We start from the raw sequence: 14990 nt of genomic DNA, 5'->3' as shown, positions 1-14990 counted from the left end.
CGCCCTGCCGAGCGCGCTACCCGATCAAATAGAAAGTGAGGAGATTTCGCGATGACCAAGCCGGCCGCATATGACGACAACAATATCTTCGCCAAGATCCTGCGCGGCGAAATTCCCTCGCACCGGATCTACGAAGACCAGCATACGGTCGCCTTCATGGACGTGATGCCGCAGGCGCCGGGCCATGTGCTCGTCGTCCCGAAGGCGCCTTCCCGCAATATCCTCGATGCCGATCCCGCTACTCTCGCCCATGCCATCACTGTCGTCCAGAAGGTCGCCAAGGCGCTCGAAGAGGTCTTCGATGCCGATGGTGTGTTTATCGCTCAATTCAACGAACCGGCCGCCGGGCAGACGGTGTTTCATCTGCATTTCCACGTCATTCCCCGTCATGAAGGCGTGGCGCTGAAACCGCATTCCGGCAAGATGGAGGACAGCGCGGTGCTTGCCGCCAATGCCGAAAAGATCAGGGCAGCTCTGGCATAGGCAGGTGACGTGCTTCAGGGCAGCGCAACGCGCTGGAGCGTGGCTGCGGACCGCTTAACGGCATCGACTACCTTCAGGGTTTCCCATCCCTCTCGCCCGCTGACCAGAGGCTCTTCGTGGCCTCTTATGACCTTGCAGAACTGCCGTATCTGAAGGACGAGCGGATTCTCGGTCTCGACGTCGATGCGCTCCCGGTCGAAGCGCTCCAGCCAGCTCCGCTCCCCCGGGTTGCGCCATATGTCGAGTGAAGGAACGGCGAGTGATCCGTGTGTTCCGCCAATCATGTAGCAGGCTTCTTCCGTCTTCGGATAGGCCGCGTTCTCTCCGGTCGTCATCTCCCAGCTCCATGGCGCCACAACGGAATCCGAAACCGACGCGCTGCCCAGAACTCCGCTCTTGAATTCGATGAGGATCACGGCGGTCTCCTCGACGGCGTTCCCGCGCATTGCGTTGGACTCGCGCGCCTGGACGGCCACGATATCCCCCAGCAGGTAGCGAAGATTGTCGATGTCGTGGATGAGGTTCAGGAAGACCGGCCCCGCGCCCGGCTCGCGCCGCCAGGGCGTGTCGAAATAGCTGTCCGGCTTGAACAGCCAGAACATTGCGTTGACGATCAGTATCCGACCGAGCTTTCCGCTTTCAATGATCTGCTTGGCTTTCTGCATCATTGGGGCGTGCCGGCGATGATGCCCCGTCAGAAGCGGGATACCCTTGGCATCGGCCATTTTTATCAGCTTCTCGCCGGCTGCGACATCGTCAACGAACGGCTTCTCAATCAAAGCCGGGATTCCACCTTCCACTGCCTCCATGCCGTTCCGGGCATGCATCTGGTTAGGAGTCGCGATAATGACGCCGTCCGGACTCTGGGCGGTAATCATGTCGCCAAAACTCGGGAACCATCTGACGCCGGCGTCGCGTGCGATCTCTTGTCCAAGTGACGTGGGATCCACTACGGCGACTAGCTCGGCCGCGGGTTCTTCCAAGACATGTCGAATATGACGCTTTCCAATCAGCCCCGCACCGAGGACCGCTAATTTGACCCGGTCGACCATTTTGCGTCAGTCGTTCTTCGGGGGCTTTAACATTGTCGCGACGCGGCGGATACCGAGCTGGTAGCCTTCCGTTCCAAGGCCGGCGATTACGCCGTCTGCCCGGTGGGAGACAAAGGAGTGGTGGCGGAAGCTTTCGCGCTTATGCACGTTGGAGATATGGATCTCGATGACGGGACCCTCGAACGTATTCAGAGCGTCGAGGATTGCTAGCGACGTGTGCGTGAATGCAGCTGGATTGATCACGATGCCGGCTCCGTCCTCACGCGCTTCATGGATCCAGTCAATGATTTCGTATTCGCGGTTGCTCTGGTGGAAGCGAAGCTCATGTCTGAGTTCCGATGCCAGAGTCCGGCAGGCGGCCTCGACGTCGGCCAGTGTCTCGTGGCCGTAGATGTGAGGCTGACGCTTGCCGAGCAGGTTGAGGTTTGGGCCGTTAAGAACATAGATCAGGCTCATTGCAATTACCCTTGTGAAAGCACCCGACGAGTTCAGGCGAGTGCTATTTCCTGGAATGCGAAATTCGGATCGGATTCGTAGAGATCGGCGCGAATCCCAAGCCGCCCTTCCTGCAGTGCGGGTGCTGCGACATTCTGCGCAGCGTCGAGAACCGCTTTCAGAAGTTCTCGTTTGGTCTCCGTCGGCCGTCCGGGAGCCACACGCACAATTATTTGAATGAAGTGATTATCGGCATGTTCGTCGCCGACGCAGGAGAAAGTCGCTTCCCTGGCGAATGTGCGAACTATAGTAGGCTTTACGAGGCCTCCGTCGCGGACTCGGCGATGCACTGCTTTGGTCAGCTCGTCAATAACGACGCGCTCGGCAGCGCCCCGGCTATAGTCAATGATGATATGCGGCATCGCAGTCCTCCAGCTCAGCACAACTCTTCGAAATGACGCGACATTCGTTCCGCGTCCGGCTGCACGTTCGTGAACAATTCGAACGCCGCGGCGGCCTGGAATACCGTCATTCCACCACCAGGCAGCGTTCTGCAGCCCTTCTTCTCGGCCAAAGCCAGAAGTTCGGTCACGACAGGCATGTAGACAATATCAGCGACCCAGTGACGCGACTGAAGCGCTTCCGGGTCGATCGGAATGCCAGGATGACTTCGCATACCCGTCGGCGTGGCGTGGATCAGCCCGTTGGCCGAAGCGAGCGCGGCGCTGACATCCCTGATCGGCTGAGCGCACCTTTTTGAGAAGCGCTGATTGAGCTGTTCGGCAAGCGTGGCGGCGCGATTTGCGTCCTGGTCGAAGATCGAAAGCGCCTCGATTCCGAGCTTGATGGCTGCGTGCGCGACTGCGACCCCCGCGCCGCCAGCGCCGAGCAGGACCGCATGTGTTTTGGCAACATCGGGCAATCCGCGCTCGAAATTCTTATAAAAGCCATACCAATCGGTGTTGTGCCCAATCCGCTTTCCATTGCGAAGCACGACCGTGTTGACTGCGCCCAGCATCCGGGCATCTTCCGACAGATCGGTAAGGTGAGCGATAACGGTCTGCTTGCACGGGTGAGTGATGTTGCTTCCCGCAAAGCCCCGGCGTTCGATCTCGTCGAGAAGGTCTGGCAGCGCAGATGCAGGGAGACCACGCTCGGCCAGATCGAGAAGCTCGTACCGATATTCCAGTCCAAGCTGATATGCTTCGGTCTCGTGGAGAGCCGGCGACTTCGACATCTGAATGTCCGCTCCGATCAGCCCGACATGAAATTTCCTGTTGTCCATTTTGATAGCTCTACCGGATCAGTGATGGGCGAGTATTTCGCCGAGAAACGCCTTGGTGCGCTCGTGCTGAGGAGACTTGAAGAAGACCTCGGGTCGAGCCTCTTCGATGATCTCACCGGAGGCCATGAAGATGACCCTGTCTGCTACCTGGCGAGCGAAGCCCATTTCATGGGTCACACAGATCATGGTCATGCCGTCGCGTGCGAGACCGATCATTGTATCCAGCACTTCCTTGACCATCTCAGGGTCTAGCGCGCTCGTGGGCTCATCGAACAGCATCACTTTCGGCTCCATGCAGAGCGCACGCGCGATCGCGACGCGCTGCTGCTGGCCTCCGGAAAGCTGGGCGGGATATTTTTCCGCCTGATCGAGGATACGGACACGCTCCAGATATTTTCGTGCCAGTCGTTCGGCGTCGGCGCGGCTGGCGCCGCGAACGCGCATGGGGGCCAGCGTGCAGTTCTGGAGCACGGTCATGTGAGGGAACAAATTGAAACTCTGGAAAACCATGCCCACTTCGCGTCGGATCGCGTCCACGGCCTTGGTGCTGCCATCCAGCAGCTGTCCTTCGACGACGATCCGCCCGTCCTGGATCGTCTCAAGCGCGTTGATGCAGCGGATCAAAGTCGATTTGCCAGAACCCGAAGGGCCGCAAAGGACGATCTTCTCGCCTTTGCGGACCGACAGACTGATGTTTTTCAGAGCGTGGAAGGAGCCGTACCATTTCTCCAGCTTCTCGAGTGAAATCAACGTCGACTGGTCGTTTGAAGAATTGAGCACGGCGCCCTCCATGTATGCTTTACTTGGCGGTGAACGGGATATTGGGGATGGATTCGGGGAATGTCGGAAGATCGATGCTCATCCACTTCTTGGTGATGGCCGCCAGCTCGCCGCTTGCCTTGATCTTGTCGATGAAGCTGTTGGCGGCTTCGTTCCAGTCCTTCTCGCCAAGGCGCGTTCCGACGCCGTTATAGGTCTTCAGGAAATCGATCTTACGCTCGTAAGTCCCGGCGCTGGCCGCATCGAGCCTCTGTCCGTAGAACTGGTTGCCGCCGACAGCCTTTACCTGACCGGAAATGAGAGCCTGGATGGTGGCGGCGTCATCGTCGAAGCGGCGGATCGTTGCAGTCGATCCTACGGCATCCGTCACGGCCTTATCCTGCGAGCTCGACTTCGGCACACCGATCTCCCAGCCCGCCACATCGGCCGGCGCCTTTACGGCATCGGCCTTGGCGGCATAGAGCGAGATTGTGTTCGCCGCATAGGGCTTGCTGTACTGGATCGATTTAGCGCGCTCTTCGGTCATTGCCATTGTGGAGAACAGGATATCGACCTTCCCTGTCGTCAGCGCCGGAATTCGGTTGGCGACGGCGAGCGGCTGGAACTCGACCTTCACGCCGAGTTCCTTGGCAAACAACGTCGCGATATCGGCGTCGAAGCCATCCTGCTTGCCGCTCGAATTTACAAAACCCCATGGTGCGTTATCGCCCTGGATGCCGACGACCAAGGTGCCCTTGGCTTTGATCTCGTCGACAGTGGCGGCCGATGCGGTGCCGCCGCCGATGGTGGCGAAAGCGGCCGTCGCAAAAGCGATTCCCAGAAATTTCCTACGGTTGGTCTGCATAGCTTATTCCTCCTCTATGATTTTGCTTCGAACGAAGCGGTTAGCGGACTGCTTTCGCCATCCGTTTTTCGAGGCCGCTTCCAAGGTGCGACAGCGGCCAGCAAATGATGAAATAGATCACGCCGACGATCCCGAAGACGAGGAGCGGCCGGTAGGTCTGGTTCGAGATAATCTGTCCAGCTCGGGTCAGCTCGATGAAGCCGACGATCGCGGCGAGCGACGTTCCTTTAATGAGTTGGACAAGGAAGCCGATGGTCGCAGGCATGGAGATTTTCAGGGCTTGTGGAAGGATGACGTCTTTCATCCGCGATACGTAGTGAAGGCCCAGCGCGTTGGCGGCTTCGCTCTGACCCTTCGGAACGGCTTCGATGGAGCCGCGCCAGATCTCGCCGAGAAAGGCGCTCGCATGAAGAGTGAAGGCGATAGCCACCGCGATCCAGGCATTGACATCAACGCCGAGCAGCGCCACGCCGTAATAGACGACGAAAAGCTGCATCAGAAGCGGCGTGCCCTGAAAGAGTGCGATGTAGCCCGACGTCGCGACGCGTGCGGTCCGGTTTTTTGATGTGCGCGCCAAGGCGATCACTATCCCGAACACGCCTCCACCGACAAAGCCGATAATCGCGAGCAGCACGGTCCATTTCAGGCCCTGCAAGATGAAGAGAAATTCGTTTTCGCCGATGGGACCCATGAGTGCCTCCTATCGCGTCGGGTAGTTGAAGTAGTGGCGGGAAATCAGGGCGAAGAGGCCCATCATCAGCGTCGAAATAACGAGGTAGATGGTAGTTACGGAGAAGTAGACCTCGAAGCTGCGGAACGTGTCGGATTCGATTCTCTGCGCCGCCGACGTCAGTTCGTAGGCGGCGATCGAGGTGCAGACGGAGGTGGTGAGGGTCAGTATGACGAACTGACTGGTAAGCGACGGGTAGATTGCCCGGAGAGCCGGCTTCAGCACGATCAACCGGAAGACGTCGGCCTTGTGGAGGCCAAGTGCGAAGCCTGCCTCGATCTGACCCTTGCTGACGCTCTCGACGCCGCCGCGGATGATCTCGATTGCGTATGCCCCGCCGTTGATGCCCAGAGCAATAATCGCGGTGACCGTCGGGTTGAGGCGTATCCCCATCAGGGGAAGCGCGAAGTAGATGAAGAAAATCTGTACGAGGAAGGGCGTATTCCGGACGATTTCCACGAACCCGATGACGGGAGCTCGAACGAGCCGGATCTTGGATGTTCTGGCGGCAACGCCGATAATACCGATTACCAGCGCGAGGACCATTCCGGCCAGCGCCAGCCCTATCGTACCGAGCGAACCCCAAAGCAACTCCGGGGCGCGGTCAAAGACCGCACCAAAATCGAACGTATAACCCATGTATGATTTTCCTCCTCCCGGTGCGGATAATTTGCACCCGCGCCGGACTATCGATCCGGCCTGACCATTCTTTCCGCACAGTTGAAAAGATGTTTAAGGTGGACCTCCGGCGCCACGGATCCGACCAGAGGCACCTCCACCGAGATGGAAGCGGCGGTGCCGACCGCAGCAACCAGATCGTCCAACGGCAGCTCCCCCTCGCCTGGAGGCAGTCGGCCGCTTCTTGCTTCCGCGATCATTTCCTCCGGCTTCGTCGGCGCTGGACCGGCCACGTCGCACAGTTGGACGTGCTTCACTTTGTCGAGGTTGGCCCGCAAATCTGCCAGAGCCGCGCCGTTCCTGAAGAAATGAATGCCGTCGACGAGAACGCCGGTATTCTCTATCCCCGCCTCTGTCACGAGGTCGATGCAATCCGCAAAGGCTTTGACCACCCGCCAGCCCATGTTCTCGATGTCAACCGCCAACCCGTACCGTCGCGCAAGGACGCAGAAATCCGAAAAGTTCGATAACAGTCTGGCATGATCCGGATCGTCACCGCAGACGCTGAGCCGACGCGCTCCAATATTCGCAGCGGCTGCGACGGTCGCCTCCACTGACGATGCGTCGAAAGAGGGATCGATCACGAAGAACTCTATGTCGAAGACTTCGACTTCTTCACCGGCAAGCACAGCCTTCAACTCTCCGGCTGCTGCGCTGCCGACAGGCAATTCATAGTACGGCGCACCGGGAAATGCCGGATGGAGCCTGAGGCCGATCCTGGAGAAACCTGCCCCTTTGGCAATCTTCGCGAACTCCGTGGGGGGCAGCATTATAGACGAGAAGTGCGCGACGCCGATCGGGACGGGCGACTTTGATGTAAAGGCGGCGGCCATCATACGACACCTTTCGTCGCAAGATGGTTGCGAAGATTGGTTCCGGTCCGGTGGATGTGCTGTCGCAGCTTCTCGCAGGCATATTCAACGTCGCGTGCCACGGCGCCCTGCGCAATCTCGCTGTGCTCCTGACCTACGTTGCGGTCCCCGGATGTGCGGATAAGGAAGGCGCGGCGGTATCGGTCGTTGAGATTCAGCAGAAGATTGCAGAAGTGGAGAAGCAGCGGCTTGCCACAGCCCGAGATTAAGGTGAGGTGGAATTCGCGGTGCAGCGCTTCCCAGTGTTCCAGCGTTTCGGGACGAGCGGCGTCGCGCTCGGTGCGGTTCAGGCGATGGAGCGCACGCATGATGTTGCCCTCCCACTCGACGTCGCCGACGCGAATAGATTCGCGCAGCGCGAAGACCTCGAGCTCCTCCCGAAGGGTCGTAACTTCTTCGAGATTGCCAATCGAGATCGGGGCGACGCGATAGCCTCGATTGTCCTGAAACTCAACCAAGCCGTCGGAAATGAGTCGGGCCAGGCCTTCGCGCAACGGGCTGAGGCTGACGTTGAACGTCTTTCGCGCCCTGTCGAGATTGATCTTGCTGCCAGCCTCCAATTCCCCGGAAATGATGGCCTCTCGAAGACGCGATGCGAGCTGGCTGCCGATGGTGTTTTTTCCATCATCGGCAAAAGCAGCGGACGGCGTGTCTTCTTCCGCCAGTGCGCCACGGGCGCCGTCGTCGCTCGAGTCCATCTCTCCTCCCACGCCTTCGAACTTTCGATGATCGATATAATAAACGATTATTTTCGTCAAGTCGACACCGAGAAAACGGCTGAATTTTGCTAATATACAGTAGAGAATAACAATTTTATATTGAAATTCAACATACTAGCTCAGAATCTGCAGGTCGAATGGAAAGCGTGGCGCTTGAGACCTGTTCTCTCAGCTTGACAGATAATCGATTATTCTCATATTTGAAAACCATTGAGGAGGTGGCAGCATGCCAATCAGAACTGAGAGCGAGTTGACGCCTGCCGTCCTCGCCGTGATGAACCGCACCGCGGATCCTAGGCTGCGTGAAATACTCGTCGCAATGGTGAAGCATCTCCACGCGTTCGTACGGGAGGTCAGGCTTTCCGAAGCTGAATTCCGCGAGGCCACAGCGGTCCTCAACGAAATTGGCCAGTTGCAGACTGATAGTCACAACGAGTTCGTGCTGATGGCAGGATCGCTCGGCGTCTCTTCGCTCGTCTGCCTGATCAATAACGGTGACAAGGGGCAGACGGAGACGTCGCAATCGTTGCTCGGACCATTCTGGCGGCTTAACTCTCCGCGAGTCGAGAACGGTGGAACCATCATCCGGTCAGAGACTCCAGGCACGCCTTTGTTCGTCCATGCGAAGGTCATCGATCGGGACGGCAAGCCTGTAGCAGGCGCCGAGGTCGACGTTTGGCATGCGTCGCCTGTCGGTCTTTACGAAAATCAGGATCCCGATCAGGCAGAAATGAATCTCCGTGGGAAGCTCACCACCAACGAAGAAGGCCGCTTCTGGTTCAGAACGGTCAAGATGGTTGGTTATCCGATCCCAGTCGACGGGGTCGTGGGTCGCCTTCTCAAGGCGCAAGGCCGTCACCCCTATCGCCCCGCCCACCTGCATGCACTCATCTTCAAGCACGGGTACAAGACACTCATCTCCCAGGTCTTCGACCCGAGCGATCCAAATATCGACTCCGACGTGCAATTTGGCGTGACCGCCGCGTTGACGGGCGACTTCGTCCGTCATGAAGAGCCGCACCCGTCCGACGCGGACGTCGCAGGCCCGTGGTTCTCGCTCGATTACACCTATGTCATGGAGCGGGGCGAGGCCGCCCTGCCACGCCCTCCGATCAAATAACGAAACCAGCAGAGCCAAATCATGATCACGGAAAAGGAACGCCAGGAGGCAGCCGACGCGCTGCTGAGGGCCGAAGTCGAACGCAAGCCGATCATCCAGCCAAGCAAGACATACCCGAACCTGGAGCTCGAAGACGCCTACAATATACAAGCGCTCTGGGCGCAGGCGCGGGTTGCGAAAGGTGCACGGATCGTCGGTCACAAGATCGGTCTGACGTCGCGGGCAATGCAAATGGCCTCGAAGATGACGGAGCCCGATTACGGCGTCATTCTCGACGACGCTCTCTTCAATGATGGGGCGCAGATCAAAGCAGATCTGTTCATCAAGCCTCGTCTCGAAGTCGAACTCGCATTCGTAATGGGCGAGGATCTTGAAGGTTCGGGCACCCGTATCTATGACGTGATGAGGGCGACCGAATTTGTCGTTCCCGCTCTCGAAATCATCGACTATCGCACCGAAGTGCCAAGAGCGATCACCGACACGATCGCCGACAACGCGGCTTTCGGAGCGATCGTCGTGGGTGGTCGTATCGTCCGGCCGATGGATATCGATATCCGCTGGGTCGGTGCGACGCTTTCGAAAAATGGCGTCATCGAGGAGTCGGGCGTTTCCGCAGCCATCATGGGGCATCCAGCCGCCGGAATCGCATGGCTCGTGAACAAGCTCCATGCTGTCGGAGGGGGCTTGAAGAAGGGCCAGATCGTTCTTGCCGGTTCATTCACCCGCCCCGTGGATATCGCCAAGGGCGATGTCATCCAGGCTGATTACGGGCCGGTCGGCTCCATCGGCGTTTCGTTCGTGTGAGGTAGCGATGGAACTCCCCGTCAATCACTTTAAGCGGAAGCTTATGGCTGGGCAAAGCCAGATCGGTCTATGGTGCGGGCTTCCGGGAAGCTACGCAGCGGAGATCGTGGCGCCGGCGGGCTTCGACTGGTTGCTGTTCGACACCGAGCACTCTCCCAGCGACGTCCTCACCGTCCTGCCCCAATTGCAGGCGGTCGCGCCCTACAGCGTTTCTCCCGTCGTACGCCCCGCCTTCAACGACCCTGTGCTGATCAAGCGGTTCCTGGACATCGGCGTGCAGACACTGCTCGTTCCGTATGTGCAGAATCAAGTGGAGGCGATGGCCGCAGTAGCAGCCATACGGTATCCGCCGCGCGGGATTCGCGGTGTCTCCGCCTTGACGCGTGCCACACGCTTCGGGCGCGTTTCGAACTACGCACAGATCGCGGAGCAGCAGATATGCCTGCTTCTTCAAATCGAGACCCGGGAAGCGCTCGATCATCTCGAGTCCATCGCCGCTGTCGAAGGAGTGGACGGCATCTTCATCGGCCCGGCTGATCTCGCGGCGAGCTTTGGCCATCCTGGTCAACCCGGCCACCCCGAGGTGGTTGTGGCGATCGAGGACGCGATAAGACGCTTGAAGGCGCTTGGAAAGCCGACGGGTATACTAACCCCCGACGAGAAGTTCGCAGCCCGCTGCATTTCGCTCGGGACGCTGTTTACCGCAGTCGGTGTAGATGTCGCCCTACTTGCAAGAGGATCCGAAGCGCTCGCGGCCAGGTTCGCGACTTAGGAGTTCGAAGATGTCGACGCGGAAGCAGATTTTGGCTGAGATAGCGCCGACCGGCGCTATCAGGGCCGCCATCAATATGTCAAATGCGGCGTTGGTCCGATGGGACGATGAGACGGGCGCCTTAGACGGTCCGAGCGCCCAGATAGCCTACAAGATTGCCGAACAATTCGATTGCGGCCTCTCTCTAATCCAGTACGGCTCGGCTGCCGACATACTTGCCGATGCAGACGGCGACAAATGGGACATCGCTTTCATTGCCTCGGATCCATCAAGAGCCGACCGCTTCTCCTTCTCACCTCCATACATCTCCGTCAAAGCGACTTATCTCGTACCTGACAGTTCGTCCTTCCGGCGTGTTGAAGATGTTGACGTCGAAGGAGTCCAGATCGCCTCTGCAAGGAGTGCAGCCTATACGAAGCAACTCGAACGAATTCTTCACAGAGCTTCCGTCTCCCACACCGATAGCCCTGCAACGGCCATCAATCTGCTTGTCGAATCGCAGTGCGATGCGGCTGCGGGACTGACCGAATATCTCATCCAAACTTCGGAAAGAATTTCAGGCTTCCGGCTCGTGGAAGGAACATTCTCCGAAATCCCCCAGACGATCGCCGTGCATAAAAGATCCGTTCATGCCGCAGCCTTTTTCGCAGATTTCGTACGCGATTTTACATTGCGCCCTTAGCTAGCAATACAAAGCGGAAAACCAAAAAGGCCGCGGATGACGCGGCCTTTTCCAATACCGGGGCAAGATCTCACTTCTTGCGCGGAACCTTGGGGACCGTGCTTCCCTTCTTCGGGGCGTCGCGAACTTCAGGCTCTGCCTGCGGGACCGTCTTGGCGCGGGTCTTGCGGGCCGTCTTCGTCTTCAGTTCACCATCGCCTTCGTCATCGGCCTCGGGATGCACGACTTCGGCTTCCGGCTTCGGCTTGATCGGCGCCGTATCCGGTATGGCTTCCAGCACGATGCCGGGCTTGCCGTCGTCCTTGGGACCGACGGTGACGTTGACGACGCCGCCCTTCTTCAGCTTGCCGAAGAGGATTTCGTTGGCAAGCGGCTTCTTGATGGTGTCCTGGATGACGCGGGCAAGCGGGCGGGCGCCCATCTTCTCGTCGTAACCCTTTTCCGCCAGCCAGGCGATCGCGTCCTCATGCAGGTCGAAGGTGACGTTCCGTTCGGAAAGCTGGGCCTCCAACTGCATGATGAACTTCTGCACGACCTTGTGAATGACCGCGGTCGGCAGCGCCGCGAAGGGAATGATCGCGTCGAGACGGTTGCGGAACTCCGGCGTGAACAGACGGGTCAGCGCCTCTTCGTCCTCGCCGGTGCGCTTGGACGAACCGAATCCGATCGCGGCCTTAGCCATTTCGGACGCGCCCGCATTGGTCGTCATGATCAGGATGACGTTGCGGAAGTCGATCTTCTTGCCGTTATGGTCGGTCAGCGTGCCATGATCCATGACCTGCAGCAGGATGTTGTAGATGTCAGGATGCGCCTTTTCGATTTCGTCGAGCAGGACCACGCAATGCGGATGCTGGTCGACGCCATCTGTCAGAAGACCGCCTTGATCGAAACCGACATAGCCGGGAGGTGCACCGAGCAGACGCGAGACCGTATGCCGCTCCATATATTCCGACATGTCGAAGCGCAGAAGCTCGACGCCAAGCGACGACGCCAGCTGCTTTGCGACCTCGGTCTTGCCGACGCCGGTCGGACCGGAGAAAACATAGGAGCCGATCGGCTTGTTCGGCTCGCGCAGACCGGCACGTGCCAGCTTGATCGAGGTCGAAAGGGCTTCAATGGCGATATCCTGGCCGTAGACGACCGAGCGCAGTTCCTGCTCGAGATTGGCGAGCACTGCTTCGTCATCCTTGGAGACGGTCTTCGGCGGAATGCGCGCCATCGTCGCGATCGTCGCCTCGATCTCCTTTTCGGTGATCAGCTTGCGGCGCTTCGACGGCGGCAGCAGCATCTGGGCCGCCCCGGTTTCGTCGATCACGTCGATCGCCTTGTCCGGCAGCTTGCGGTCGGAGATGTAGCGGGCCGAGAGCTCGACGGCTGATTTGATCGCGTCGTTGGAATAACGCAGGTGATGATACTCTTCGAAATAGGGCTTCAGACCCTTCATGATCTCGATTGCATCGTTGATCGACGGCTCGCTGACGTCGATCTTCTGGAAACGACGCACCAGCGCCCGGTCCTTCTCGAAGAACTGGCGATACTCCTTGTAGGTGGTCGACCCGATGCAGCGGATCGCGCCGGATGACAGCGCCGGCTTCAAAAGGTTCGATGCATCCATCGCGCCGCCCGAGGTGGCGCCGGCGCCGATCACCGTATGGATCTCATCGATGAACAGCACCGCACCCGGATATTCTTCCAGCTCCTTGACCACCTGCTTCAGGCGCTCCTCGAAATCGCCGCGGTAGCGCGTGCCGGCGAGCAGCGTGCCCATGTCGAGCGAGAAGATCGTCGCATCGGCGAGCGCCTCGGGGACCTTGCCCTCGACGATGCGCTTGGCGAGGCCTTCGGCGATCGCCGTCTTGCCGACGCCGGGATCACCGACATAGAGCGGATTGTTCTTCGAACGGCGGCACAGGATCTGGATGGTGCGGCTCACCTCGGCGTGGCGGCCGATCAGCGGATCGATCTTGCCGCCCTTGGCCTTCTCGTTGAGATTGACGCAATAGGCCTTGAGCGCATCCTGCTGCTTCTTGGGACCGCCCTCTTCCTCGCCGCCGCGTGCCGTCGGCTTGCTCTCGGCTTCCTCTTCGGCGCCGCGCGGTGGACGGGCCTCAGAGGCGCCCGGCCGCTTGCCAATGCCATGAGAGATGTAGTTGACGGCATCGTAGCGGGTCATCTCCTGCTCCTGCAGGAAATAGGCGGCATGGCTTTCGCGCTCGGCGAAAATCGCGACGAGCACGTTGGCGCCGGTCACCTCTTCGCGCCCGGAAGACTGCACATGGATGACGGCGCGCTGGATGACGCGCTGGAAGCCGGAGGTCGGCTTGGAATCCTCGTCATAGCCGGTGATCAGATTGGAAAGTTCGTTATCGACATATTCGACGAGCGTCTTGCGCAGCGCGTCGAGATCTACGTTGCAGGCACCCATGACCGCAGCCGCGTCGGCATCGTCGATCAGGGCGAGCAGCAGATGCTCGAGCGTCGCATATTCGTGATGCCGCTCGTTGGCAAAGGTCAGTGCCTGATGGAGCGCCTTCTCTAAACTAGGCGAAAATGTTGGCACGTTCAGATCCTCACTTCTTTTCCATGACGCATTGCAGCGGATGCTGGTGCTGCCGGGCGAAGTCCATCACCTGGCTGACCTTCGTTTCCGCTACCTCGTATGTGAATATTCCGCATTCGCCGACGCCGTGATTGTGGACATGGAGCATGATGCGGGTGGCACTTTCACGATCCTTCTGAAAAAAACGCTCCAGAATATGAATGACGAATTCCATGGGAGTGTAGTCGTCATTCAAAAGCAGTACGCGGTAGAGGTTGGGCTTCTTGGTCTTCGGCTTGGTGCGCGTGATGACCGAGGTTCCGCGATTTCCGTTGTCCCCGTTCCTTTCGCTGTCGTTCTGCATCCGGATCGGCTTTGCGATCATTGTCATTCATTCCTCGATCAATCCGGCGGAGCATGGGAGGGTGCTTTTCCCGCCGAATATCTGAAACACTAACTTAGTTCATAATAGGCCGATTTTAAGCCCCCTGTCAGACACTGCAATCAAGAAATGCCGGCATGCACGGGAAAGACCAAAAAAGTCCCCGGGCCGATCCAAGCGGACGCTGTGGCGAAGGTGGAAACAAAAAAGACCGGCTACAGATGCGTAGCCGGCCCCGGTTTTTCAATATGTCGCGCAGGTTGCGCCGTCGCAATCAATTCATGCGGCGGCAGGCGTTGCCGCCGGCGCCTGCCTGCTCGTCTTGGCGACGGCAGCGGCGATCGGAGCCTCGTAAGGCTTGTAGGCGGACTTGGCGAGATCGGCGTACATTTCGCCGAGCTTGGTGGCTTCGGAAACGAAGCTCTCATAGCTGGACTTGACATAGCTGGTTTGCAGCTCGAACACGGCCTCGAAGCTCTTGGCCCCGGCCAGCGTTTCGAAATGCGTCACCGCATCCTGAAAGGACTTCTTCGAATATTCAGCAGCTTCGGCGGCGATTGCCTGAAAGCCCCTCGCCGTTTCGGAATAGGTTCTCAACGCCGTATCGACGGCTTCCTTGCTCTTCCTGTTTGCATCGTCAAAGTTGAACATGACCGTCCTCCGTTGGGCTGTGGGATGGCGGCAGGGTAGCTGCGACGCACAAATAGTCAAGTAGTCTTGTGCGACGCAAAACAACTCATAGGTTGTATGACAGCAATAAAACAAAGGCCGCGCGCCGGGGCACGTGCGTCTTTAACTGATTTTGCTAATATA

At 58.7% G+C, this 14990-nt stretch carries 18 protein-coding genes; 5 read left to right on the top strand and 13 right to left on the bottom strand.

The annotated features are described in order from the left end of the window. The first annotated feature begins 51 nt into the window (after nt 1-51). Nucleotides 52-483: an HIT family protein gene (locus A7X77_RS14560; protein ID WP_064683591.1), complete on the top strand. Its 432-nt coding sequence runs from the start codon at nt 52-54 to the stop codon at nt 481-483. A 14-nt stretch (nt 484-497) separates the two neighbouring features. On the opposite strand, the gene A7X77_RS14555 is transcribed toward A7X77_RS14560, so the two are convergent. The 10 genes from A7X77_RS14555 to A7X77_RS14510 are packed head-to-tail and all read right to left on the bottom strand — an operon-like array spanning nt 498 to nt 7857. After that, nucleotides 498-1535 (bottom strand): Gfo/Idh/MocA family protein, encoded by a 1038-nt coding sequence (locus A7X77_RS14555; protein WP_064683590.1) that lies wholly within the window; start codon nt 1533-1535, stop codon nt 498-500. Nucleotides 1536-1541: 6 nt separating this feature from the next. Continuing rightward, nucleotides 1542-1991, bottom strand: coding sequence for a type II 3-dehydroquinate dehydratase (gene aroQ, locus A7X77_RS14550; RefSeq protein WP_064683589.1), 450 nt, complete (start codon nt 1989-1991; stop codon nt 1542-1544). A gap of 32 nt (nt 1992-2023) precedes the next feature. Beyond that, nucleotides 2024-2392, bottom strand: coding sequence for a 5-carboxymethyl-2-hydroxymuconate Delta-isomerase (locus A7X77_RS14545; RefSeq protein ID WP_064683588.1), 369 nt, complete (start codon nt 2390-2392; stop codon nt 2024-2026). A gap of 14 nt (nt 2393-2406) precedes the next feature. Further along, nucleotides 2407-3255, bottom strand: a complete 849-nt coding sequence (locus A7X77_RS14540; protein ID WP_064683587.1) for a shikimate dehydrogenase — start codon at nt 3253-3255, stop codon at nt 2407-2409. Between the two features lie 18 nt (nt 3256-3273). Further along, nucleotides 3274-4035: an amino acid ABC transporter ATP-binding protein gene (locus A7X77_RS14535; protein WP_156668114.1), complete on the bottom strand. Its 762-nt coding sequence runs from the start codon at nt 4033-4035 to the stop codon at nt 3274-3276. 19 nt (nt 4036-4054) lie between these two features. After that, a complete protein-coding gene (locus A7X77_RS14530) occupies nt 4055-4879 on the bottom strand; it encodes a transporter substrate-binding domain-containing protein (RefSeq protein ID WP_064683585.1) in 825 nt (274 codons plus the stop codon). Nucleotides 4880-4919: 40 nt separating this feature from the next. Continuing rightward, on the bottom strand, nt 4920-5570 hold the full coding sequence (locus A7X77_RS14525) for an amino acid ABC transporter permease (protein WP_064683584.1): 651 nt from the start codon (nt 5568-5570) through the stop codon (nt 4920-4922). Nucleotides 5571-5579: 9 nt separating this feature from the next. After that, nucleotides 5580-6248, bottom strand: coding sequence for an amino acid ABC transporter permease (locus A7X77_RS14520; RefSeq protein WP_064683583.1), 669 nt, complete (start codon nt 6246-6248; stop codon nt 5580-5582). A gap of 47 nt (nt 6249-6295) precedes the next feature. Next, a complete protein-coding gene (locus tag A7X77_RS14515; RefSeq protein ID WP_064683743.1) occupies nt 6296-7120 on the bottom strand; it encodes a sugar phosphate isomerase/epimerase family protein in 825 nt (274 codons plus the stop codon). Continuing rightward, the gene (locus A7X77_RS14510; protein ID WP_064683582.1) at nt 7120-7857 is read right to left on the bottom strand and encodes a GntR family transcriptional regulator; all 738 of its coding nucleotides are present in this window, start codon (nt 7855-7857) and stop codon (nt 7120-7122) included. The genes A7X77_RS14515 and A7X77_RS14510 overlap by 1 nt, the downstream gene beginning before the upstream one ends. A 247-nt stretch (nt 7858-8104) precedes the next feature. Here A7X77_RS14510 and A7X77_RS14505 point away from each other — a divergent pair, with 247 nt between their 5' ends. Genes A7X77_RS14505 through A7X77_RS14490 form a run of 4 tightly spaced genes read left to right on the top strand, consistent with a single transcriptional unit; the run spans nt 8105 to nt 11256 of the window. Further along, complete coding sequence (locus A7X77_RS14505) at nt 8105-8998, top strand: intradiol ring-cleavage dioxygenase (RefSeq protein WP_064683581.1); 894 nt, start codon at nt 8105-8107, stop codon at nt 8996-8998. Between the two features lie 21 nt (nt 8999-9019). Further along, nucleotides 9020-9802: a 2-oxo-hept-4-ene-1,7-dioate hydratase gene (gene hpaH, locus A7X77_RS14500; RefSeq protein ID WP_064683580.1), complete on the top strand. Its 783-nt coding sequence runs from the start codon at nt 9020-9022 to the stop codon at nt 9800-9802. Nucleotides 9803-9809: 7 nt separating this feature from the next. Then, entirely contained in the window at nt 9810-10574 is a 765-nt protein-coding gene (gene hpaI / locus A7X77_RS14495; RefSeq protein ID WP_064683579.1) for a 4-hydroxy-2-oxoheptanedioate aldolase, read from the top strand. 10 nt (nt 10575-10584) lie between these two features. Beyond that, the gene (locus A7X77_RS14490) at nt 10585-11256 is read left to right on the top strand and encodes a transporter substrate-binding domain-containing protein (protein ID WP_064683578.1); all 672 of its coding nucleotides are present in this window, start codon (nt 10585-10587) and stop codon (nt 11254-11256) included. Between the two features lie 70 nt (nt 11257-11326). On the opposite strand, the gene clpA is transcribed toward A7X77_RS14490, so the two are convergent. From clpA to A7X77_RS14475, 3 genes are all read right to left on the bottom strand, one after another. Continuing rightward, entirely contained in the window at nt 11327-13816 is a 2490-nt protein-coding gene (gene clpA / locus A7X77_RS14485) for an ATP-dependent Clp protease ATP-binding subunit ClpA (protein ID WP_064683577.1), read from the bottom strand. Between the two features lie 10 nt (nt 13817-13826). Continuing rightward, nucleotides 13827-14180 (bottom strand): ATP-dependent Clp protease adapter ClpS, encoded by a 354-nt coding sequence (gene clpS / locus A7X77_RS14480; RefSeq protein ID WP_008526939.1) that lies wholly within the window; start codon nt 14178-14180, stop codon nt 13827-13829. 276 nt (nt 14181-14456) lie between these two features. Further along, nucleotides 14457-14828, bottom strand: coding sequence for a phasin family protein (locus A7X77_RS14475; protein ID WP_064683576.1), 372 nt, complete (start codon nt 14826-14828; stop codon nt 14457-14459). Between the last annotated feature and the right edge of the window lie 162 nt (nt 14829-14990).

This window comes from Rhizobium bangladeshense, assembly GCF_001662075.1.
Lineage (GTDB): Bacteria > Pseudomonadota > Alphaproteobacteria > Rhizobiales > Rhizobiaceae > Rhizobium > Rhizobium bangladeshense_B.
The sequence above is the reverse complement of the archived record's forward strand: the minus strand, read 5'-3'. Positions and strand labels throughout refer to the sequence as shown.

Bases quoted from the DNA above. Each gene is read 5' to 3' on its own strand.
- A7X77_RS14560 (WP_064683591.1), top strand. From the start codon at position 52: ATGACCAAGCCGGCCGCATATGACGACAACAATATCTTCGCCAAGATC.
- A7X77_RS14555 (WP_064683590.1), bottom strand. From the start codon at position 1,535: ATGGTCGACCGGGTCAAATTAGCGGTCCTCGGTGCGGGGCTGATTGGA.
- aroQ (WP_064683589.1), bottom strand. From the start codon at position 1,991: ATGAGCCTGATCTATGTTCTTAACGGCCCAAACCTCAACCTGCTCGGC.
- A7X77_RS14545 (WP_064683588.1), bottom strand. From the start codon at position 2,392: ATGCCGCATATCATCATTGACTATAGCCGGGGCGCTGCCGAGCGCGTC.
- A7X77_RS14540 (WP_064683587.1), bottom strand. From the start codon at position 3,255: ATGGACAACAGGAAATTTCATGTCGGGCTGATCGGAGCGGACATTCAG.
- A7X77_RS14530 (WP_064683585.1), bottom strand. From the start codon at position 4,879: ATGCAGACCAACCGTAGGAAATTTCTGGGAATCGCTTTTGCGACGGCC.
- A7X77_RS14525 (WP_064683584.1), bottom strand. From the start codon at position 5,570: ATGGGTCCCATCGGCGAAAACGAATTTCTCTTCATCTTGCAGGGCCTG.
- A7X77_RS14520 (WP_064683583.1), bottom strand. From the start codon at position 6,248: ATGGGTTATACGTTCGATTTTGGTGCGGTCTTTGACCGCGCCCCGGAG.
- A7X77_RS14515 (WP_064683743.1), bottom strand. From the start codon at position 7,120: ATGGCCGCCGCCTTTACATCAAAGTCGCCCGTCCCGATCGGCGTCGCG.
- A7X77_RS14510 (WP_064683582.1), bottom strand. From the start codon at position 7,857: ATGGACTCGAGCGACGACGGCGCCCGTGGCGCACTGGCGGAAGAAGAC.
- A7X77_RS14505 (WP_064683581.1), top strand. From the start codon at position 8,105: ATGCCAATCAGAACTGAGAGCGAGTTGACGCCTGCCGTCCTCGCCGTG.
- hpaH (WP_064683580.1), top strand. From the start codon at position 9,020: ATGATCACGGAAAAGGAACGCCAGGAGGCAGCCGACGCGCTGCTGAGG.
- hpaI (WP_064683579.1), top strand. From the start codon at position 9,810: ATGGAACTCCCCGTCAATCACTTTAAGCGGAAGCTTATGGCTGGGCAA.
- A7X77_RS14490 (WP_064683578.1), top strand. From the start codon at position 10,585: ATGTCGACGCGGAAGCAGATTTTGGCTGAGATAGCGCCGACCGGCGCT.
- clpS (WP_008526939.1), bottom strand. From the start codon at position 14,180: ATGATCGCAAAGCCGATCCGGATGCAGAACGACAGCGAAAGGAACGGG.
- A7X77_RS14475 (WP_064683576.1), bottom strand. From the start codon at position 14,828: ATGTTCAACTTTGACGATGCAAACAGGAAGAGCAAGGAAGCCGTCGAT.